At 38.0% G+C, this 22,942-nt stretch carries 19 protein-coding genes and 1 other annotated feature; of the genes, 16 read left to right on the top strand and 3 right to left on the bottom strand.

The window, feature by feature from the left end; genetic code table 11:
- Window positions 1–141: 141 nt before the first annotated feature.
- Window positions 142–1,152 carry a hypothetical protein gene (locus BMW30_RS01275; RefSeq protein WP_091473109.1) on the top strand — a complete coding sequence of 337 codons (1,011 nt, stop codon included), beginning with the start codon at window positions 142–144 and terminating at the stop codon, window positions 1,150–1,152.
- A gap of 57 nt (window positions 1,153–1,209) precedes the next feature.
- Here the strand turns inward: BMW30_RS01275 and BMW30_RS01280 are convergent, their stop codons facing one another.
- Window positions 1,210–2,442, bottom strand: coding sequence for an amidohydrolase family protein (locus BMW30_RS01280; RefSeq protein ID WP_091473111.1), 1,233 nt, complete (start codon window positions 2,440–2,442; stop codon window positions 1,210–1,212).
- Window positions 2,426–2,677 carry a hypothetical protein gene (locus BMW30_RS01285; RefSeq protein ID WP_091473113.1) on the bottom strand — a complete coding sequence of 84 codons (252 nt, stop codon included), beginning with the start codon at window positions 2,675–2,677 and terminating at the stop codon, window positions 2,426–2,428. The genes BMW30_RS01280 and BMW30_RS01285 overlap by 17 nt, the downstream gene beginning before the upstream one ends.
- Before the next feature lie 584 nt (window positions 2,678–3,261).
- On the opposite strand from BMW30_RS01285, the gene BMW30_RS01290 reads away from it, so the two are divergent.
- The 14 genes from BMW30_RS01290 (at window position 3,262) to BMW30_RS01355 (ending at window position 19,474) form a co-directional block, all read left to right on the top strand.
- Window positions 3,262–3,879 carry an NUDIX domain-containing protein gene (locus tag BMW30_RS01290; RefSeq protein WP_091473116.1) on the top strand — a complete coding sequence of 206 codons (618 nt, stop codon included), beginning with the start codon at window positions 3,262–3,264 and terminating at the stop codon, window positions 3,877–3,879.
- On the top strand, window positions 3,860–4,816 hold the full coding sequence (locus BMW30_RS01295) for a hypothetical protein (protein ID WP_143248965.1): 957 nt from the start codon (window positions 3,860–3,862) through the stop codon (window positions 4,814–4,816). Before BMW30_RS01290 ends, BMW30_RS01295 begins: the two co-directional genes overlap by 20 nt.
- Before the next feature lie 80 nt (window positions 4,817–4,896).
- Window positions 4,897–6,177: a trigger factor gene (gene tig / locus BMW30_RS01300; protein WP_091473121.1), complete on the top strand. Its 1,281-nt coding sequence runs from the start codon at window positions 4,897–4,899 to the stop codon at window positions 6,175–6,177.
- A 109-nt stretch (window positions 6,178–6,286) separates the two neighbouring features.
- On the top strand, window positions 6,287–7,540 hold the full coding sequence (gene clpX / locus BMW30_RS01305) for an ATP-dependent Clp protease ATP-binding subunit ClpX (RefSeq protein WP_091473124.1): 1,254 nt from the start codon (window positions 6,287–6,289) through the stop codon (window positions 7,538–7,540).
- Window positions 7,541–7,598: 58 nt separating this feature from the next.
- Window positions 7,599–8,189 (top strand): ribosome biogenesis GTP-binding protein YihA/YsxC, encoded by a 591-nt coding sequence (yihA, locus tag BMW30_RS01310; RefSeq protein WP_091473126.1) that lies wholly within the window; start codon window positions 7,599–7,601, stop codon window positions 8,187–8,189.
- A gap of 110 nt (window positions 8,190–8,299) precedes the next feature.
- Window positions 8,300–9,622, top strand: a complete 1,323-nt coding sequence (gene hemA, locus BMW30_RS01315) for a glutamyl-tRNA reductase (RefSeq protein ID WP_091473129.1) — start codon at window positions 8,300–8,302, stop codon at window positions 9,620–9,622.
- A 30-nt stretch (window positions 9,623–9,652) separates the two neighbouring features.
- Window positions 9,653–10,573, top strand: a complete 921-nt coding sequence (gene hemC, locus BMW30_RS01320) for a hydroxymethylbilane synthase (RefSeq protein ID WP_091473132.1) — start codon at window positions 9,653–9,655, stop codon at window positions 10,571–10,573.
- A complete protein-coding gene (locus BMW30_RS01325) occupies window positions 10,551–11,273 on the top strand; it encodes a uroporphyrinogen-III synthase (RefSeq protein ID WP_091473135.1) in 723 nt (240 codons plus the stop codon). Before hemC ends, BMW30_RS01325 begins: the two co-directional genes overlap by 23 nt.
- On the top strand, window positions 11,273–12,262 hold the full coding sequence (gene hemB / locus BMW30_RS01330) for a porphobilinogen synthase (protein WP_091473137.1): 990 nt from the start codon (window positions 11,273–11,275) through the stop codon (window positions 12,260–12,262). Before BMW30_RS01325 ends, hemB begins: the two co-directional genes overlap by 1 nt.
- Window positions 12,255–13,538: a glutamate-1-semialdehyde 2,1-aminomutase gene (gene hemL, locus BMW30_RS01335; RefSeq protein WP_091473140.1), complete on the top strand. Its 1,284-nt coding sequence runs from the start codon at window positions 12,255–12,257 to the stop codon at window positions 13,536–13,538. Before hemB ends, hemL begins: the two co-directional genes overlap by 8 nt.
- An 84-nt stretch (window positions 13,539–13,622) precedes the next feature.
- Entirely contained in the window at window positions 13,623–14,132 is a 510-nt protein-coding gene (locus BMW30_RS01340; RefSeq protein ID WP_245705607.1) for a cytochrome c, read from the top strand.
- Window positions 14,133–14,193: 61 nt separating this feature from the next.
- Window positions 14,194–15,273: an AbrB family transcriptional regulator gene (locus tag BMW30_RS01345; RefSeq protein ID WP_091473143.1), complete on the top strand. Its 1,080-nt coding sequence runs from the start codon at window positions 14,194–14,196 to the stop codon at window positions 15,271–15,273.
- Between the two features lie 41 nt (window positions 15,274–15,314).
- Window positions 15,315–15,527 (top strand) — a binding site (T-box leader).
- 49 nt (window positions 15,528–15,576) lie between these two features.
- Window positions 15,577–18,204 carry a valine--tRNA ligase gene (locus tag BMW30_RS01350; protein ID WP_091473146.1) on the top strand — a complete coding sequence of 876 codons (2,628 nt, stop codon included), beginning with the start codon at window positions 15,577–15,579 and terminating at the stop codon, window positions 18,202–18,204.
- A gap of 1 nt (window position 18,205) precedes the next feature.
- On the top strand, window positions 18,206–19,474 hold the full coding sequence (locus tag BMW30_RS01355) for a bifunctional folylpolyglutamate synthase/dihydrofolate synthase (RefSeq protein ID WP_091473149.1): 1,269 nt from the start codon (window positions 18,206–18,208) through the stop codon (window positions 19,472–19,474).
- Between the two features lie 74 nt (window positions 19,475–19,548).
- Here the strand turns inward: BMW30_RS01355 and mscL are convergent, their stop codons facing one another.
- A complete protein-coding gene (mscL, locus tag BMW30_RS01360; protein WP_091473152.1) occupies window positions 19,549–19,914 on the bottom strand; it encodes a large conductance mechanosensitive channel protein MscL in 366 nt (121 codons plus the stop codon).
- 279 nt (window positions 19,915–20,193) lie between these two features.
- On the opposite strand from mscL, the gene acnA reads away from it, so the two are divergent.
- A complete protein-coding gene (acnA, locus tag BMW30_RS01365; protein ID WP_091473155.1) occupies window positions 20,194–22,899 on the top strand; it encodes an aconitate hydratase AcnA in 2,706 nt (901 codons plus the stop codon).
- Window positions 22,900–22,942: the final 43 nt, after the last annotated feature.

Consider the following 22,942-nt stretch of genomic DNA (forward strand, 5'->3'; position numbering starts at 1 on the left):
TTGTAAAAAGTATTGAATGCGCATAGCCACATACGCTCAAAACGTCTGTGGTATTTTTATGCTATTTTGATTAATTGTCAAAGAATTAACCCATCATATATAATAACAACAATTGTAATAACATAAAAAGGTGATTAACTTATGAAGAAAACATTATCTATACTTGCTGTGTTGTCTCTAGGTACCGCGACTTTTATTGCTGCTGAAAACGAATTTCTAGAGAATGTCGCTTATGCGCAAGAGGATGAAGAAGTTGAAGAAGATGTTGATGAGGAAGTATCTGAAGAAGAGGAAGAAGACGAAGATACTGTTGTAGATGAAGAAGACGAGGAAGATGAAGAAGACGAGGAAGAAGTAGACCCACAACTCGGACAGAAATTATTTGCTGCATTTACACAACATTCTGCAGTAGAAAATTACTTGTTTGATATTTATGGACTTGAAAATAATACAACGCAGTATTTGGATGATCAATACCAAGTCGAAATGCCGAAGTTTTATCCGAATCAATATTTAGTTAAAACGACGCAATTTGATGAATTTGCTGAAGTTCCAGAAGGCATGGAATTTTACCTTGTGTTACCGAATAAAATAAATGAACAGGTTGTTTACGGCTTCAATGAAGATGTTGCTATCGTGTTTGTAAATCCACCGTTCATTCCTTTATATTCGAGTATGATTTCTAATGGGGTCGAGTTTGATAGTGAAACGTTACTTGCGAATAATCTAGAACTTTCAGAAGATGCGCTTGATCGCATCGTATTTTCACCGACAAACTTTGAAACTGAAAATTTAAACAATGAAAACTTTGCAAAAGTTTGGAAGTTAGTTAAAGGTGATGATGTCGCTGAGGATGAAGTATTCGAAGTGAGACGTGACTTACAGTACGTAAACTCTGACTTGAGAAACAATTCTTATATTTATCCGGATAATACGTTTGAGATTCGTGCAACAACATCTGAAGATAATTTAGTATTCACGATACAACCTGATGGTGGCATTATGGTGTATCCTGATGTGCCTTATATTGTCGTAGAATCTGATGTCGATTCTGTCGAAGCAACGAAAGCAGTGCTCGAAAATCATGAGATGTACCACGTCTCTGAAGTATCTGATATCGATGTGTCTGATATTGTTGATCAGTTTCAGTAAATAATATAATAGACCTTATTATCTCAAAAAAGTAGATAATAAGGTCTTTTTGTTGTTCTATGACTCAAATTTCTTGTAAATGGCTGCTGCATCTATTGTATGTGATTCAATTTCTTCTTTAGCGTAGTATTTACCGTTTAGAACGATGCCATAGATATCCATGAGGTGATCAAAAGAATCTAGTGGATTATTATTAAGTATGACGTAGTTCTCATGTTTACCGATTACCTCCATTGGCATTACAGTAGCACGATGTAAAACTTCACTAGGAGAGAGTCCCAGTTCGTTAAAGATATTCATCTCTTCAATCATGCTGTAACCAGGATAGTTCCAAAATCCTGCAGGTGCATCGGTACCGATATAGACTTTCCCACTCATATCGATATAGCGCTTTGTGATGATTTTCATCACTGCATATTCCCATTCGGCGTAGCGTTTATAATTTGACGTTCGTGATGGTTCTAGTTTCTCGAACATTTCATCTAATGTGACGTTTTGATCTTGTCGAATTTTATCGACAAGGTTAGTGTTAGGGACAGTGATTTTTCCAAATGCATTTTTACGGTACAGTGATAATGTAGGCACGAGTACAATATCCCGTGATTTTAGTTCGTCGAGTGTATCGTCTAGTACGTCAGAATCTATGTCAACATCTTGTAAAAAGAACATTTCTTCGAAGTCACCCGGCTCATATTCACTATATAAACATTGAATAATACCTGACGCGTGTTCTAAATACTTCACACCAACTTTTGCAGCATGTAGTGCATCGGTTTGTTCATGTGCATGAATAAGGTCAGCCGCGACTTGTAATCCGAGTTGTTTTGCTTGCATGACAACTGCAACTAGAACATCTGTTTTAATATTCCCATATACTTTTATAAACTTTGCACCTTGTGCGTGAAGTTCTTTTACAGTGTTCATTGCTTCCACAATATCATTTGTAGCAATGTGACCATCACCACTCGGTCCCCATAGACCTGGGTTGCCGTCGATCATCTTATAAGTGGGGTAAATATTTGGACTAACTTCATCAATCGTGTTGATGAGTTCATACATACCTGCAGTATTTCTTACGTTAGTTATTGATGAAAGCAAATAGTATTTCGCATAAAAAGGACTGATGTGCGTATGCATGTCTGTAAGTCCCGGAATAATGTATTTATTTTGCGCATCGATTGTTTCTGATTCATTTGAGTTGATTGTTAATGTTTGTTGTTTGAAAGACTTAATATCAGGATTAAATACGTAACCATTTGTTATTTCAATCACTTTAATCTTTCCTTTCATCCTCATCGTATTGCGATTCAACGCGTGCGCGTACTTTATCGATTATTTCATCACGACTATTTTTCTTACCGCCTTTTCTCGTTTGGCGAAACAAATAAAAGGCATATAAAATCAATGCAGCACCGACGAATGCTGAGAATAATGCGGTCTGGTTATCCACTTGTAAGAAACTGATACCAGATGCAAAAAAAATAACACCGAAAAGCAAGATGATAGGTGCAAATACTTTTTTCATAGAACGTTCCTCTCTATGTTTATTATTAATTCATTTTAACATGAATTTGCGTGCCAATGAGAGTAGCTCATAGTCCGTTAAATTGATTTGCACGCCAATGAGAGTAGCTCATAGTCCGTTAAATTGATTTGCACGCCAATGAGAGTAGCTCATAGTCCGTTAAATTGATTTGCGTGCCAATGAGAGTAGCTCATAGTCCGTTAAATTGATTTGCACGCCAATGAGAGTAGCTCATAGTCCGTTAAATTGATTTGCACGCCAATGAGAGTAGCTCATAGTCCGTTAAATTGATTTGCGTGTCAATGAGAGTAGCTCATAGTCCGTTAAATTGATTTGCACGTCAATGAGAGTAGCTCATAGCCTCGTAAACGGATTTGCACGCCAATGAGAGTAGCTCATAGTAACCCAAACGGATTTGCACGCCAATGAGAGTAGCTCATAGTAACCCAAACGGATTTGCACGCCAATGAGAGTAGCTCATAGTCAACCAAACGGTATTTCACGAATAAAATAATTTATAATACATCCTCTGACAGTTGAATATGTATAATAGATGTAATGAATGCTTTAAAGGAGTTTTTTATATGAATAAGTTTGATGAAATGATACTCGTTGTTAAACGAGATGTGTTATTTAACGATGAAAGCAATGCATTCCATGGTTTTTTAAGTGACCAAGAGCCTAAATTCAAAGCGATTGAAAAGACGTTGGATACGTACGAAACAAAGCGTCGTGGTGATATGGAAGAGGATCCGACTTTTAAACAACTCGTCAGTTATTGTCTGCTCGTGAATGAGCGTAATGAAGTGCTCGTATATGAGCGTCTTTCTGGTGGTGGTGAAACACGCTTACATGGCAACATGTCAATCGGTGTCGGTGGTCATATGAATGACTTCAGCAATGCTGGTAAATTTGAAGATCAAATGTTAGAGAACACATATCGAGAATTGGAAGAAGAAGTTGGTTTACATCAGGATGATGTTGTCGGCATGCAAACTCTGGGGCTAATCAATGATGATACGAATGAGGTAGGGCAAGTACATATCGGTGTCGTGTTTAAGGTCGATGTTAAAAGTGAACATATATCAGCTGTAGAATCTGACACACTTCGCATAGATTGGGTAGACCCTAAAGCATTCGGGGATTTGGATAATTACGAGACTTGGAGTGCACTGATTATCGATGCACTCTACAAATCATAGTATGCAGTCTCATCCAAAATTTAAAGCGAAGTTTGAAAGAGATTTAAAAGCGCTATATGCTGATAAAAAATACGAGGAATTTATTAAGGGATTTCGGCAGTATAAGAAGTTGAATACACCAGATGACACACTTGTCATTTACTATTACGAGTCGCTGATGCACGAACGTTTGTATTTTATCGTCGTTAACTATGCATTGGAACGCATGCATGAAGGTGAAGGTAACTATGAAGACAACACCGAATACATGTTAAAAGCGATGTTAGAGGATAAACGCTACGAGGAAATTATTGATTTCTCCAATCACCTAATGCGTGAAGACATTCCGCATCGATTTCGAATGATGATTCAAGAAATACGACAGGATGCAACGCACGCAATTGAAGACACGCAGCGTGAAAGATTAACTAAGCTTAAGAAAAAAGAAGTGATTGATGATTTAATTGATAACGAAACATTCATTAAGTATTCTGATGAGCACAAACTAAATTTTCTTAAAAAGATTATAGAACAAGAGACAGATAGTTATCGAGAATTAGTACGTGATTTGATACCAAGTACATCAAGCAATATGGTGATCACGATGATGTTAATATATTTGAAGACGATTGATGACAATGAATCACTAGAAGTATCAAAAGATGATCACGCGTTGACAGTTACACCTAGAGAATTGCCAGTACTTGAAGAAACACGTCTCGGCGGTGGTGTACGCCAAGCAGTAAACGATAAAATAGAATCACAAGCTCCTGATTTAGTCGATGTTATGGATGCATTTGTCATCGGTGTATTAATGCAAGTATATCCGTTTGATCCACCGTTTGATGATGCTGAATTGGTCAATGGATTTGTTAATTTAGGATTAGAAATGGTCAATATCCCACATGATTATGAAACTGACGAAAGTGTTCTCGAATGGATTAAAAAACACATGTAATCCTCATGGTTGTATTAGCAATACCATATGTTATAATGTTTAAGTTGAATAAAAGTATTAGTATTGATGGAGGAATTTTGATGACTCAAAAATGGGAAAAACATGAAGGTAATGAAGGTACGTTAACATTTACAGTACCAAGTGAAGACTTTGAGAAAGGATTAGACGAAGCATTTAAGAAAGTATCTAAAGATGTATCCTTACCAGGATTCAGAAAAGGTAAGATTCCACGCAAAATGTTCGAAAGTCGTTTTGGTGTAGAATCACTTTATCAGGATGCTTTGGACTTCGTATTGCCAGATGCTTATAGAAAAGCTATCGATGCAGAAGATATCAATCCAATTGATCAACCTGAAATTGATATCGAAGAAATCGAACGCGGTAAAGATGTCGTTCTTACTGCGAAAATCCAAATCGAACCTGAGGTTAAGCTCGGTGAATACAAAGGATTAAAAGTAGACGAATTAGATACAGAAGTAACTGATGAAGATGTTGAGAACGAAATCAACGCAATGTTAGAGTCACATTCTGATATGGTCATCAAAGAAGATGGCGAAATCGAAAATGGCGACCTCGTAAAATTTGATTTCGATGGTTACGTTGATGGTGAAGCATTCGATGGTGGAAAAGCAGAAGATTATGAATTAGAAATCGGTTCTGGTAACTTCATTCCTGGATTCGAAGAAGGCATGCTTGGCTTAAAAGTTGATGATGAAAAAGATGTTCTCGTGACATTCCCTGAGGACTACCATGCAGAGCATTTAGCTGGTAAAGAAGCAACGTTTAAAGTTAAAGTGCATTCAATCAAAGCGAAGGAAGTACCGGAGCTTGATGAAGAACTATTAAAAGAATTAGATAAGGATGTTTCTTCAGTAGAAGAACTCCGCGAATCAGTGCTTAAAGATTTACAAGCAGAAAAAGAAACTGCGCGCGATAACAAGTTAAGAGAAGATTTGATCATGCTTGCATCAGATAATTCAGAGGTAGATATTCCTGAAGTGATGGTAAAGAATGAAACAGATCGGATGGTTCAAGAATTTTCTCAAAACTTAGCACAACAAGGCTTAAACTTTGAAATGTATCAACAATTCTCTGGTCAAGATGAGAAAGCACTTCGTGAGCAAATGAAAGATGATGCGAGAAAACGTGTGAAAACGAACCTTACATTAAAACAAATTGCAATAGATGAAAACTTCGAAGTGACTGACGAGGAGTTAAATGCAGAAGCTGAAAAGATGGCGACGCAGTTTAACATGAGTGTTGAAGATATCAAACGCACGCTCGGTGATCTTTCGATGTTAAAAGATGACTTAAGATTACAAAAGGTTGTTTCATTATTAGTAGATTCACGTGAACAGTAATTAAAACGATGCTCTGTAGCGTATGTTACAGGGCATTTATTGTGTGCATATTGTTTGAAAAGTAGCATGTGATATTGTATGATTTGTAGAATGAAAAAGAGGTGTTCATGTGTTTAAATTTAACGATGAAAATTCAAATTATACATGTTCCTTCTGTGGTAAGACGGAAGAACAAGTAAAGAAGTTATTTGCAGGTAGCGGTGTGTACATCTGTAACGAATGTGTAGACACATGTCGCGAAATGTTAGAAGAAGAGTTTAAGCATGAGCGTTCATATACATTAGAAGAAATTCCAAAACCGAAGGAAATTCTTGAGAGATTAGATGATTATGTTATCGGTCAAGAAAAGGCGAAGCGTGCACTCAGTGTCGCTGTATATAACCACTATAAGAGAGTCAATCAACAAGTCGATGACGATGTTGAAATCTCTAAAAGTAACATTGCCTTAATCGGTCCGACAGGAAGTGGTAAAACACTACTTGCTCAAACGCTTGCTAGAACACTCAATGTACCATTTGCGATTGCAGATGCAACGAGCTTAACAGAAGCAGGATATGTAGGTGACGATGTAGAAAATATTCTACTTCGTTTAATTCAAGCAGCCGATTATGATGTTGATCGTGCTGAAAAAGGTATTATTTATGTCGATGAAATCGATAAAATTGCACGTAAGAGTGAGAATACGTCAATCACACGTGACGTCAGTGGTGAAGGTGTACAACAAGCATTGTTAAAAATTCTTGAAGGCACAACTGCAAACGTACCACCTCAAGGCGGACGTAAGCATCCAAATCAAGAGACAATTCAAATTGATACGACAAACATTCTATTTATCCTCGGCGGTGCATTCGATGGTATGGAAGAAATCATTTCACGTCGTCTAGGTAGTAAAGTGATTGGTTTTGGTAGCGGTGAAAAAGTCGATCGTGATGAAATATTATCAAAAGTACGTCCAGATGACTTGCAAGCTTATGGTTTAATACCTGAATTTATCGGTCGCGTACCAATTATCTCTCACTTAGAAGAGCTTGATGTTGAATCATTAAAAGCGATTTTAACTGAGCCGAAAAATGCACTTGTTAAACAGTATAAGAAGATGCTAGAACTTGATGATGTTGAATTGGAATTTGACAACGATGCACTCGACGCAATTAGTGAACTCGCTATTGAGCGTAAAACTGGTGCACGCGGTTTACGTTCGATTATCGAAGAACGCATGGTAGATATTATGTTTGATGTCCCATCAAATAATGATATTGCATCAATTAAAATTGTCAGAGGTACAATTGAAAATGATGAAACACCATTGCTATTCGACAAAGAGGGTAAACAAATTGATTTAAATCCTAAGAAAAGTGCTTAAATAGATGAGCTGTCTAAATAACATTTAGACAGCTTTTTAAGTATGGAGAGGTGAATATATGAAAATTAACCCGAATAACGTAGATATAATTATATCCGCAGTATCTAGCAAGCAATATCCAGAAATGAATCTACCAGAAATCGCTTTAAGTGGTCGGTCAAATGTCGGGAAATCTTCTTTTATAAATACAATTGTTGGTAGAAAGAGTTTGGCTAGAACTTCCTCGAAACCAGGTAAAACCGTGACATTAAACTTTTTTAATATCGATGATCAATTCATCTTCGTCGATGTCCCCGGGTATGGCTATGCAAAACAATCGAAAAAAGATCGTGAAAAATGGGGCAAATTCATCGAGGAATATATTACCGAACGTGAGCCGTTGGCAGCTGTTATTCAACTCATCGATTTAAGACATCCTCCAACTCAAGATGATGTGATGATGTACAACTTTTTAAAGCACTATCAATTGCCAGTATTGGTCGTATGCACGAAGATGGATAAAATACCACGTTCAAAAGTCGACAAACATATAAAAATTATAAAAGAGAAGATTGATTTTGATCCGAATGATGTAATCCTTCCGTTTTCATCTGTTGATAAGAAAAATATGGATAAAGTGTTGGATGTAATCAGTAACATCATAGAGTAAAAATAGACAAATTGTGAAAACTGCATGTTTAGTATGTTCTTAGACATATTTTACATGCAGTTTTCATTTTTTCTTTGATAAAATAGAAACATATTTAAAGGAGTGATTTTATGTACGTCATTGCGCTAAGTGTGAATTATAAACAAGCGAGTGTTGATGAACGCGAAAAAGTTTCATTTCAAGATTCACAACTTTCCGATGCATTACATACATTGCGTACACAAAAAAGTATACTTGAAGCATGTCTCTTATCGACGTGTAACCGAACTGAAGTGTATGTTGTCGCAGATCAACTACATACAGGAAAATATTATAGCCAACAATTTTTAGCAAATTATTTTGGATTAGACATTGAAGCGATTAAACGCATTACCACGGTGCGTACAGAAGATGATGCAATCGAGCATTTGTTCCGAGTGACAGCTGGACTCGATTCGATGGTATTAGGTGAGACACAAATACTTGGCCAAATTCGCGATGCGTTTTTACTGGCACAAGTAGAAGGCACGACAGGTACTGTTTTTAATCGACTGTTTCAAAATGCCATTACGATTGCAAAACGCGGTCATCATGAGACAGAAATTTCAAAGAACTCAGTGTCTATATCTTATGCAGCAATAGAACATATTAAATCACAAGTTAAAGAATTAACAGATTCACGAATTCTTGTCGTCGGTGCAGGTGATATGGCAGAGCAATCATTATTAAACCTCAGTGCGACTGGTGCAAAAAATGTTATCGTATTAAATCGTACAGTGGAAAATGCGGCCAAACTTGCGGGACAATTTGGTTATCAGAGTGCTTCGTTAAACGATATTGAGGAATTACTTGTAGACGCCGATATCGTTGTGTCATCGACTGCAGCAGAAGATTTCGTAATTACTAAGGATATGCTGAATAGTAAAAGGGATAACACAAATCCACTGATGTTAATGGATATAGCATTGCCAAGAGATATTGAACCAGAAATTTCAGAATTGGCGCATGTTACACTGTTTAACGTAGATGATTTGGAACATATTATCGATGAAAACCTTGCGCTCCGTAAAAATGAAGCGAAGAAAATTGAAGCGATGATAGTTGAAGCGATGGATACATTTAAAGAATGGATAAAAATGCTCGGTGTCGTACCGGTGATACAAGCCATGCGTTCACGTGCACTGGATATACAAGAATCAACGTTTGAGAGTTTGAACAGAAAACTATCGGATTTAAATGAGCGAGAAAAGAAAGTCATTTCTAAACATATGAAGAGCATCATCAATCAGATGTTAAAAGATCCGATCATGTACACGAAAGAATTAGCTGATCAACCGAATCGTAAACTACAACTCGCAGAAATTGAGAAGATGTTTAACATTGAAGAACGCGTGCATGAACTGAAAGAGGAAGAAAAGAAAAAACTAGAGAAGGTACTAACGACCGTACTTTAAATGTTCAATTAACTAGATTGGAGATAAACAATGAAGAAAATCGTAGTTGGCTCACGTCGCAGTGAGCTTGCATTGACACAAGCAAATCAGTTTTTAGATACTGTCAAAGCAGCGTATCCAGACGTCGAAATTGAAATAAAAGAAATCGTCACAAAAGGCGATAAAATACTCGATGTCCAACTTTCTAAAGTGGGCGGAAAAGGTTTGTTTATAAAAGAAATTGAACAGGCTTTATTAGATGGTGAAATCGATATTGCCATTCACAGTATGAAAGATGTTCCAAGTGAATTACACGAAGATTTGACCATTGCTTGCGTACCACCGCGTGAAGATATGCGGGATGCATTTGTATCGACGGATCACGTTTTATTTAAAGATCTACCTGCAGGCAGTGTTGTTGGAACGAGTAGTTTAAGAAGAAAAGCACAACTGCTTGGTTTAAGAGATGATATTGAAGTCAAATGGATACGTGGAAACATTAATACACGTCTTGGTAAGATGAGAGATGGCGAATACGGTGCAATTATTTTAGCTGCAGCAGGTATTAAGCGCATGGGTTGGGAAGATATCGTAACGGAGTATTTTAGTCCTGAAGAATTTATTCCTGCAGTTGCTCAAGGTGCACTCGGTGTTGAGGTACGAAAAGAAAATAGAGAATTACTAGACATGTTGAAAACATTAGAGAATGCAGAAGACCGCACATGTGTCACTGCTGAACGTACGTTCTTGAATCGTATGGATGGAAGTTGTCATGTGCCAATCGGCGGTTATGCAACATTTGAAGATGAAGAATTGTATTTGACTGGTCTGATTATGGACAATGAAGGCACAGTCAAATACGTCGTTAAAAAATCACATGACAATCCCGTTGAACTGGGTAATATCGTTGCAGATGAGATGGAGAAAATTGGCGCAAAAGCACTGTTAGATGAAATCAATGATGAAGCGTAAGCCAGTCGTCTTTATAACGGGTACACACAGTGATGCTTTGAATGATAACAACATGCTAGATTTATGGTGGTTACCTGTAATTAAAACGGAAATTTTATCGTTTGATAAAATCGTTTTAAAAGAATCATTTGATTGGATCATATTTACGAGTCGGAATGCAGTTGAATATTTCGTACCTTTTATGGACAGAGTTAAGGTTAAAAATATCGCATCGATTGGCAGTAAAACAAGTCATGAGTTAAAAACACATGATATCGAACCAAATTTTGAAAGTGAAGTCTTTTCACAAGAAGGCTTTATCGATAAGTTTCCAGTGGAGAAGGGATTAAAGATTCTCTATCCAGCAAGTCAAAATCGACGTCCGAAATTGGAAAATTATTTACGCGGAAAAGCGTGTGATGTCACTTCAATTGATTTATATCGACCGGTAGATAATATCGAGTCGATTCATTATTTGTTCGACAATTTACATCGTGCTGACGCATTAACATTTGCTTCGCCTAGTGCTGTGCGTGCAATAATGGAAAATCCGCTGATGACAGATGAAATGCGAGAAATATTAAACGATAAAATTCTCGTTTGCATCGGTCCAGTCACAAATAGTGTACTGGAATCATACGGGTTTAAATCTAGCTATCCAGATGTCCATACGAATGAAGAAACAATAAAATTATTATGTAAACTTTTAGAGGTGTCCTAATGCAATTTGATAGACATAGAAAATTAAGAACATCGTCTTATATGCGAGATTTAGTGAGAGAAACACATTTGAGAAAGTCAGATTTAATCTATCCGATATTTGTTGTAGAAGCACCAGATATAAAAAAAGAAGTGTCGAGTATGAAGGGTGTTTATCAGATATCTTTAAATCTACTCGAAAAAGAGTTAAAAGAAGTATATGAACTCGGCATAAAATCCGTTATCTTCTTTGGAATACCAAATCACAAAGATGCTGTCGGTAGTGGGGCATATGATCCAGATGGTATCGTACAAGAAGCATGTAAACTCAGTAAAAAATTATATCCAGACCTAATCGTCATTTTAGATACTTGTTTATGTGAATACACAGATCATGGTCACTGTGGGTTGATACATCCAGAAACAAAAGATGTGGATAATGATTCAACGCTACCATTACTCGTGAAAACGGCTGTTTCTCAAGCACAAGCGGGTGCTGATATTATTGCACCATCAAATATGATGGATGGTTTTGTCGTTGAAATTAGACAAGGGTTAGATGAAGCAGGTTTCGCTCACGTACCAATTATGAGCTACGGTATTAAATACGCATCTAAGTTTTACGGTCCATTTCGTGATGCAGCAGAGAGCACACCTTCGTTCGGTGATCGACGCACGTATCAAATGGACCCAGCAAACCGACTTGAGGCAAATCGCGAACTTCACAGTGATTTAAATGAAGGTGCAGATATGATGATTGTCAAGCCTGCACTGAGCTATTTAGATATCATTCGAGATGTGAGAAACGATACAAATATCCCAATTGTTGCTTATAATGTTAGTGGTGAGTATGCGATGACAGTCAATGCGATTGAAGCTGGTTTGTTAGACAAATCAGTCATTATAGAACAGCTCGATTCCATGAAGCGTGCAGGTGCCGATTTAATTATTACGTATTTCGCGAAAGAAGTATGTTCGATGATTGATAGAGGAGAGTATAACAATGAATGAACAATCAAAAGCACTTTATGAAAAAGCAGTTGATTTAATGCCTGGTGGTGTGAACTCGCCTGTGCGTGCATTTAAAGCGGTCGGAGGTGACCCTGTGTTTATCGATCGTGGTGAAGGTGCACGCATCTATGATGTAGACGGTAACGAATATATCGATTATGTGCTAAGTTATGGTCCACTAATTCTAGGACATGCAGACGATAAAGTCATAGAAGATGTGACAGAAACTGCGAAAAAAGGAACGAGTTTTGGTGCGCCAACTGCACTTGAAAATAAACTCGCAGAACTTGTCATCGAGCGTGTGCCATCAATAGAAATGTTAAGAATGGTATCTTCAGGTACTGAAGCAACACTTGCAGCTTTGCGTTTAGCACGCGGTTACACAGGACGCGATAAAATTCTTAAATTTGAAGGATGCTATCATGGCCATAGTGATTCACTACTAATCAAAGCAGGTAGTGGTGTGGCAACGCTTGGCTTACCAGATTCTCCAGGTGTTCCTGAAGGGATTGCTCAAAATACGATTACTGTGCCTTACAACGATAAAGAAAGTTTACAAGTCGCATTCGATAAGTTTGGTTTTGAAATAGCAGCCGTTATCGTTGAGCCAGTGGCTGGAAACATGGGTGTGGTACCACCTGTCGATAATTTCTTACAATTTGTGCGTGATATAACGAATGAAAATGGCACAGTGCTTATTTTTGATGAAGTTATGACTGGATTTAGAGTCGGTTACAATAGTGCACAAGGTTACTTTGGAATTACGCCAGACCTTACGTGTTTAGGTAAAGTCATCGGTGGTGGTTTACCAGTCGGCTGTTACGGTGGTAAACGTGAAATTATGAATCACATCGCGCCTCTCGGCAGCGTCTACCAAGCAGGTACATTGAGTGGTAACCCAATTGCAATGCAAGCCGGGATATCAACGTTGTCTCAACTTGATGAAAAGAGTTATGATCACTTTAATCATTTAGGTGACTTATTGGAACGCGGTTTAACAGATGTATTTTCTAAACATAATGTACCTCTGACGATAAATCGAGCAGGTTCAATGATTGGCTTCTTCTTGAACGGCGGTCCTGTACAAAATTTTGAACAGGCAAATAGCAGTGATTTGGCATTATACGGTCGATTATTCAAAGCGTTATTATCACATGGTGTATATTTAGCACCAGCTCAATTCGAAGGCATGTTCTTGTCAACAAAACATACAGAAGCTGACATTGAGAAAACAATTGCTGCATTTGACGCAGCGCTGAATGATATTTTAAACTAAATGATGATTTCATGAATTTTGCTATTCATATTGTGTTTATTTCATGTATAATGAAGTAAATGATGTTGATTTGGAGGATGAGCTATGTCTAATCGTAGACCTTTAACAGATAAAGAAATTGCACTGCAAGGCAAAAAGGATGAAGAAAAAATATTTGCCGATGGACAAGGTAGACCAATGGTTAATATGGGTTCAAAAGGAAGTTTCGGAAACCCAGTGATCTGGATGATGGTCATTGCTAGTGTTGTAATTTTATTACCAATACTAATCTATCATATTAGTCCAGGTGGAGATTTAGGTGGCGGTGAGAACACTGCTGGTGCTGGCGGAGATTCTGGAACAGAAGAAGTTGCTGAATCAGATGAGGAAGCAGTAAGCGGTGAATTCGATGCAATCGCATTTGCTCGTGACAACTGTGCATCATGTCACGGACAAGATTTAACTGGTTCTATGGGACCAAGCATTTTAGGTTTAGATGTTGATACATTTGAAACTGCAGTAAGAGAAGGACCAGGTGCAATGCCTGAATATTCTACTGATCAAATTAGTGATGAAGATTTAGCTTTCATGGCTGAGTATTACTCAGGTCAATAATATTTTCTATTCGGACTAGTTCACGCTAGTCCTTTTTTCTTTAATGTCTGGAGTCGAAGAGATGAGAAAAAGAGATATTGCGAATATAATCATATTAATTCTAATCTCACTGGCCGTATCCATAATGCTCGATTGGTTCGGCATGGTGTTGCCGTACCTATTCGGTGCGCTTATAACCGCCGTATTATATACGAAGTTTATTTCGAACGACTTCAAATACCCAACATGGTTACAAAGTGTTGGGTTATTGATAATTGGACTGGAAATCGGTTCGTCATTTAGAAAGGACTCTCTTTCTGAATTACTTGATGATGCATTCAACATCGTCTTGATTACAATCTTCGTCGTACTGCTGAGCATTGGTCTAGCATTAATATTCAAACGATTGACTGGAAGTACGATTGAAACTGCAATTTTATCGTCAATTCCAGGTGCACTTTCTCAAATGCTTGTCATGGCTGAAGAGGACAAACGCGCAGATTTGTTACTCGTTACCATTACACAGACGTCTCGCATTATTTTAGTTGTCGTTTTCGTTCCATTCATCGCTTCCTTTTTTACAGAAAATAATAGTGATCCATCTGCTGTTATGGAATCAATCGCACCATTTACGACGCTCGGTCCGTTAAGCAATGCAATACTTATTGTAGTGGCACTGATTATCACGTACTTTTTATCTAAAATTAACTTTGCTGCACCGATCATTATCGGTCCGGTTTTAGCAAGCGTCATATGGAACTTTACGACAGAAATTGATTTTACAATGGATATGGAACTTATGTATGCCGCACAAATATTATTTGGGATTAAGATTGGTATTCAAATTAGATCATTAATTACAGAATTAAATACGAAAACAATGATGGCGATGCTGTTACATAATGTACTATTAATCATTGGTACGTTAATAATCGTTGTCATTTATATGATGTTTACTACTCACAACTTCAACAACTTATTCCTATCGGCTGCACCGGGTGGTATCGGACAAATTATCATTGTTGCGAGTGAGATGGGCAGCGATATTGCAATGATTTCCACGTATCATCTCTTTAGAATATTTTTTATTATTTTACTCGTTGCACCAATGGTCAGTTGGTATTTGAAGTGGACGCGTAAAAAGGCAGAAAGACATAACTAGCAATTGCAAAAGTTGACTAAATGTATTATTATAATTTTAACTTTATATAGAAGCATAGAAGAGTAAGGTTTGATTGGAACTTAGAGAATATGTGGTGGTGCAAACATATCGATATCAAAATCTGAATGTAATCTATGATCAATCTTTTCTGAATGAAGTAGGAAAAGACGTGACATAAGCGTTAATTATGCATTGAGTTGTAATACGATCATGTATTAAATTTAGGTGGTACCGCGGAAACTTTCGTCCTATGTGTTTAGGGATGGAAGTTTTTTTATATTGTTTTATGAGAGGATGAAAGTTATGGATATGTCTACAAAGTATAATCCAAAAGAAGTTGAACAAGGGAAATATGAGCGTTGGCTAGAAGCTGGTTACTTTAAAGCAGACGTCTCAAGCGATAAAGAACCATTTACAGTTGTTATTCCGCCACCAAACGTGACGGGGAAACTGCATCTTGGACACGCATGGGACAACACATTACAAGATATCATCACGCGTATGAAACGCCTTCAAGGCTACGAAGTACTTTTCCTTCCAGGCATGGACCATGCAGGCATTGCAACACAAGCAAAAGTTGCGGAAAGACTGCGCAAAGAAGGTATAGAAATAAAAGACTTAACACGTGAAGAATTTTTGGAACAAACGTGGAAATGGAAAGAAGAGTATGCAAGTTTCATTCGTGAATCTTGGGCAAAGTTTGGACTCGGACTAGATTATAGCCGTGAGCGTTTTACGTTAGATGAGGGGCTGTCTAAAGCGGTAAATAAAATTTTCGTTGATTTATATAATAAGGGATTAATTTACCGTGGTGAGTACATCATCAACTGGGACCCTTCAACTCAAACTGCACTGAGTGATATTGAAGTCATTCATAAAGAAGTTGAAGGTAACTTCTATCATGTTAAATATGAACTTGAAGATGGTGGTCATGTAGAAATCGCGACGACGCGACCTGAAACGATGTTAGGTGATACAGCAATCGTCGTAAACCCTGAAGATGATCGCTACAAAGATCTTATCGGAAAGTATGCCATCTTACCAATCGTCGGACGAAAGTTACCGATCATTGCTGACCGTTACGTCGATATGGAATTCGGTACAGGTGTAATGAAAGTTACGCCTGCACATGACCCCAATGACTTCGTTTTAGGGGAGACACACAATTTAGAGCGTATCAATGTGATGCATGAGGACGGCAGCATTAATGAACTCGGTGGACAATATGAAGGATTGGATCGTTTCGAATGTCGTAAACAACTCGTTAAAGATTTAGAAGCAGCGGGTCACATGATCAAAATAGAGTCACATGTCCATTCGGTTGGTCACTCGGAGCGTTCAAATGCCATCGTTGAACCATACTTATCAACACAGTGGTTTGTACGCATGGACCCACTTGCTGAGAAGGCGCTAGAAAACCAAGATACCGACCAAGCAATTAAATTTGTTCCTGAACGCTTTGAAGGTACATTCAGTCGTTGGATGAAAGATATAAAAGACTGGGTGATTTCACGCCAATTGTGGTGGGGACATCAGATTCCAGCGTGGTATCACAATGAAACAGGGGAGATTTACGTTGGTGAAACACCACCTGAAGACTTGGAAAACTGGACACAGGATGAAGATGTTTTAGATACATGGTTCTCTAGTGCGCTATGGCCATTTTCCACACTCGGATGGCCAGATGACACTGAAGATATGAAAAAATTCTTCCCGACAAATGTTCTAGTTACGGGCTATGACATCATCTTCTTCTGGGTGGCACGCATGATTTTCTCTTCTCTGGAACAGACGGGTCAAAAACCATTTGATGATGTATTGTTACATGGTTTAGTACGGGACGATCAAAACCGTAAGATGTCTAAATCTCTTGGTAACGGTGTCGATCCACTCGATGTGATTGAAGACTATGGTGCAGACGCACTGCGTTATTACTTAGCTACAGGCTCAACACCAGGTCAAGACATAAAATTCTCTAATGAGCGGGTCGAATCTGTTTGGAACTTTATCAATAAGATTTGGAATGCTTCGCGTTTTAGTTTAATCAATATCGGTGATAACTTTACGATGGATGATATTGATCTCAGCGGTGAGAAATCACTGGCTGACAAGTGGATTCTGACTCGTTTGAATGAAACGATAGATGCGGTAACGCGACTTTCTGATAAGTATGAATTCTCTGAAGCTGGTCGTGTCCTTTACAACTTCATCTGGGATGAATTCTGTGATTGGTATATCGAAATGGCTAAAATACCGATGGCACAAGGCACTGGACAGGAACAGCAAATGACACGTTCAGTACTCCTCTATACGCTCGATAAAATTCTAAAAATGTTGCATCCATTTATGCCGTTTGTAACTGAAGAAATTTATCAGCAAATCAATGGTGAAGCATCGATTGTTGTGAGTGAATGGCCGAAGGTAGATGAGTCTCTGTCAGAACAATCTGCTAAAAAAGAGATGGCGACACTTGTTGAGATTATTAAATCAGTGAGACAGACAAGAAATGAAGTAAACACACCACTCTCTAAACCAATTGATATTCATATCGAAGTAAAAGATGAGTCTCTAAAATCACGCATTGAAGCGAACAGTCATTATATTACGCGTTTCACGAATCCTGAATCACTTGTAATCACTGAAAAAGTAACGCTTGAAGAAGAGACGAAAACAGATGTGTTATCGGACGTGACTGTCATTCTTCCACTCGCTGGACTCATCAATTTCGAGGAAGAAGTTGCACGTCTCGAGAAAGAGTTGAAGCGTTTAGATGGCGAATTAAAGCGTGTGAATGGAAAGCTAAATAATGAGAAATTCACAAGTAAAGCACCTGAGGCTGTCGTTGAAGAAGAAAGACAAAAGCGTGACAGATATACTGCACAATATGAAGAGGTCAACACGCGTTTGACTACACTAAAAAGTAGGTTATAACATGAACTATCAAGAGAGTATTGAGTGGATCCATAGTTTAGGAAAATTTGGGATAAAACCGGGACTAAAGCGAATGGAGTATATGCTCGGACGATTGAACCATCCTGAGAACAATATCGAAGGAATTCACGTGGGTGGTACAAATGGGAAAGGTTCAACCGTCGCATACTTAAGAAATGCACTTGTTGCAAATGGTTATTCAGTCGGCACATTTACATCGCCTTACATCGAGCGTTTCAATGAACGCATTTCATTGAATGGTCAACCTATTTCTGATAAAGAAATCTCAGTACTCGCAACGCGTGTCAGACCGATTGTAGAGGAATTATCTAATGAGACTAGCCTTGGTGAAGCAACGGAATTTGAAGTCATCACACTGATGATGTTTCAATACTTTGGCAAGATCAACCCTGTTGATTTTGTCATCGTTGAAGCGGGTCTTGGCGTCGCATACGATTCAACGAATGTATTTAAACCGATCATGACGATTTTGACGAGCATAGGGCTTGATCATGTGGATATTCTCGGTGATACGTTGCTTGAAATTACGAAGGACAAATCAGCGATTATTAAACCAAAAGTACCGCTCGCATTTAATGTACAAGATTCTACATGTAAGAATTACATCAATCATGTGTTGCATAACCAAGAGTCAAAAGCGATTGAGATGTCGCGCGATATCGTACTTATCCAAAATGGTGACGAGTTTGATTTTCAATATTTGAATTATGATTTTCATGATATAAAACTTAAGATGATTGGAAAACATCAGCAAGAAAATGCGGCACTTGCCATATCAAGTTTGTTGGATTTAATGCAACGCGGATGGGTAGATTTAGATCTAAATAAAATGATCTATGCCATTGAAGAGACAACTTGGGCAGGCCGTATCGAAGTAATTCAAGAAAATCCACTGATCATCATCGATGGTGCACATAACATTGAAGCGATGGAAGTATTGAAGAAAACGATGCAAGAAACATATCCCAATCGGGACATTACAGTCATGTTTTCTGCAATAAAAGGGAAGCCAGTTCAGAAAATGTTGAATATATTAGAGACATTCGCAAATCGCATGATTATTACTGAGTTTGATTTCTTTAAAAAGATGCCTATTACGCAACTCTACCAGTTATCTAACCATATCGATAAAGAGCAGGTTGAAGATTATATTCAATATATTGAAGACTTTGATGGTGATCTGTTACTTGTAACCGGTAGTCTGTACTTTATCAGTACAGTTAAACAACATTTTAATAATAAGATGTAAGAGAACAATAAAACCCGAGTATTCATTTCTATTAAAATGAATACTCGGGTTAAATATTAAACGTAAAATTGGAATTATGGACGACGAAGTGAATCTCTAATTTCTCTGAGAAGCACTGTTTGTTCGTCTTCTTCTTCCTCTTCTTCTTCCGCTTCAAACTTGCCACCAGTCAATTTGTTAAATACTTTAATAAAGACAAATACAGAAGTACCAATGATTAAGAAATCAATGACTGCTTGAATGAACATACCGTAAGTGATACCGTTCCATACCCAATCGGATGTGAAATCAGTGTCACCGAAGATAAGCGCTACAGCTGGCATAATGATGTGTTCTACTAATGCATTGACAATGTTACCGAACGCAGTGGCGATAACAACGGCTACAGCAAGGTCGATGACGTTTCCACGCATCAAAAATTCTTTTAACTCTTGTAACATAAGTTGCCTCCTAATGAAAAAATTTACACTTATTTATGCTTACAAGAGAATTGTACTTATATTAATTGAAAATGCAAGAAGTATTTTATAATTTAACAAAACCTTTAAACGATTTTAATACTTGAAATAATCATAACTTTACCTTTAAATTTTTATAGATAAGATTTACTTATCGTAATATAGTGAATATTTGAATGATTATAGCGAATGATTGAATTGATATACATGATGATTACATATACAATAAGTGTATGAGAGATATTAGGAGGCGGAAGCTTAATGAGTAAAACAGTAAAAGATTTGGCGACGAAAACATTAACAGTAGACGGCAAAGACTACACTTTTTACAGTTTGAAAGATGCAGTAACAAATGGTAGCGAATCGATCAAAAAGTTACCTTACTCAATTCGTGTATTATTAGAATCTGTCATTCGTCAGTACGATGGCACTGTAATTAACAAAAATCATGTGGATACGTTAGCGGCATGGGCGGACGGAAACTTGGAAGGAAATGAAGTACCTTTTAAACCATCACGTGTTGTACTTCAAGACTTCACAGGTGTTCCAGCTGTCGTAGACTTGGCATCACTTCGTAAAGCGATGAGTGAAGCAGGTGGGGACGTTCAAAAAATTAACCCTGAAGTGCCTGTAGATCTCGTTATCGACCACTCAGTACAAGTCGATGAGTACGGTACTCACACAGCATTACAACGCAATATGGAATTAGAATTCGCACGAAACAACGAACGTTACGAATTTTTAAGATGGGCAACAAAAGCATTTGATAACTACCAAGCAGTACCACCAGCAACAGGTATCGTTCACCAAGTGAACATCGAGTACTTAGCAAATGTTGTTCATGTGAGAGATGAAGATGAAGGTTTAGTGGCTTACCCAGATACACTAGTCGGTACAGACTCACATACGACGATGGTTAATGGTATGGGTGTACTAGGATGGGGTGTCGGTGGTATTGAAGCAGAAGCAGGAATGCTTGGTCAACCATCATATATGCCTTCGCCTGAAGTAATCGGTGTGCGTTTGAAAAATGCATTACCTGAAGGTGCAACTGCGACTGATTTAGCACTACACGTTACAGAATTACTGCGTAAAAAGGGTGTTGTCGGCAAATTCGTTGAGTTCTTCGGTGATGGTGTCACAAACTTACCACTTGCTGACAGAGCGACAATTTCAAACATGGCACCAGAATATGGTGCAACGTGTGGATTCTTCCCAGTGGATGATGAAACATTAGATTACATGCGTTTAACTGGTCGTTCAGAAGACCATATCAAAGTGGTTGAAGCATATTTAAAAGAAAACGATATGTTCTTCTCACCAGATGATGAGCCAGTGTATACAGATGTAATTGAGTTAGATTTGAAAACTGTCAAACCAGCACTTGCTGGACCGAAACGTCCACAAGATTTAATTTACTTACCGGATATGAAAAAAGAGTATCGTAAATCTGTCACAGCTAAAAGTGGTAACCACGGACATGGTCTAGATAAAAGCGAATTTGATAAAGTTGCGACAGTTGATTATGCTGACGGTTCAAAAGGCGAGATTAAAACAGGTGACCTAGTCATCGCTGCGATCACGTCTTGTACGAACACGTCAAACCCGTACGTTATGCTTGGTGCAGGTTTACTTGCGAAAAAAGCTGTAGAAAAAGGATTGTCTGTGCCTAAACATGTTAAAACGTCACTCGCTCCGGGTTCTAAAGTTGTAACAGGCTATCTAGAGGACTCTGGTGTGCAACAATATTTAGATACACTTGGATTCCAACATGTTGGATATGGTTGTACGACATGTATCGGTAACTCTGGTCCATTAAAGCCTGAAATTACGAAAGCTGTTGTTGATGAAGACTTACTTGTTTCATCAGTACTTTCTGGTAACCGTAACTTTGAAGGTCGTATTCACCCACTCGTTAAAGCAAACTACTTAGCATCACCACCACTTGTTGTTGCTTATGCACTTGCTGGGACAGTGGATATCGACTTGCAAAAAGAACCGATTGGTACAGATAGCGAAGGTAATGATGTTTATCTTCATGAAATTTGGCCATCACAAGATGAAATTAAAAAGGCTGTTCATGAAACGGTAACACCTGAATTGTTCAAGAAGGAATATGCAAATATCTTTGATTCGAATGAAACATGGAATGCGATTGAAACGACGGATAATCCTTCTTATGACTTCAATGATGAATCAACATATATTCAAAACCCTTCATTCTTTGAAGACCTATCACCTGAACCGAGCACGGTTCAGCCATTGGATGACTTGAAAGTGTTGCTAAAACTTGGTGATTCAGTGACAACTGACCATATTTCACCAGCTGGTGCAATCGGTAAAGATACACCAGCTGGTAAATGGTTGATTGAGCAAGGTGTTTCACCACGAGACTTTAACTCATACGGATCAAGACGTGGTAACCATGAAGTGATGGTACGTGGTACGTTTGCAAACATTCGTATTCGTAATGAAATTGCACCAGGTACAGAGGGTGGATACACGACGTATTGGCCAACTGGTGAAGTGATGAGTGTTTATGACGCATCATTAAAATATCAAGAAGACGGTACAGGACTTGTTGTTATTGCCGGCGAAGACTACGGTATGGGATCAAGTCGTGACTGGGCTGCGAAAGGTACAAACCTTTTAGGCGTTAAGGCTGTTATTGCAGCAAGTTACGAAAGAATCCACCGTTCAAACTTAGTATTCATGGGTGTATTACCACTTGAATTTTTAGATGGTGAAGATGCTGAGACTCACGGATTAAAAGGTGACGAATCATTTGATATTCAAATCGATGAAGGTGTTAAACCTGGAGAGACGGTAGAAGTCGTAGCAGAGAGCCCAGATGGCGAGAAGAAATCATTCAAAGTTAAAGTGCGCTTTGACTCTGATGTTGAAGTCGATTATTATCGTCATGGTGGTATACTCCAAATGGTATTACGTGATAAACTAAAAGCATAAGTTTTAATATGTAAGCGTGTATTGATACATTCAATACACGCTT

Origin of the sequence: Aliicoccus persicus (assembly GCF_900110815.1) — a bacterium.
Lineage (GTDB): Bacteria > Bacillota > Bacilli > Staphylococcales > Salinicoccaceae > Aliicoccus > Aliicoccus persicus.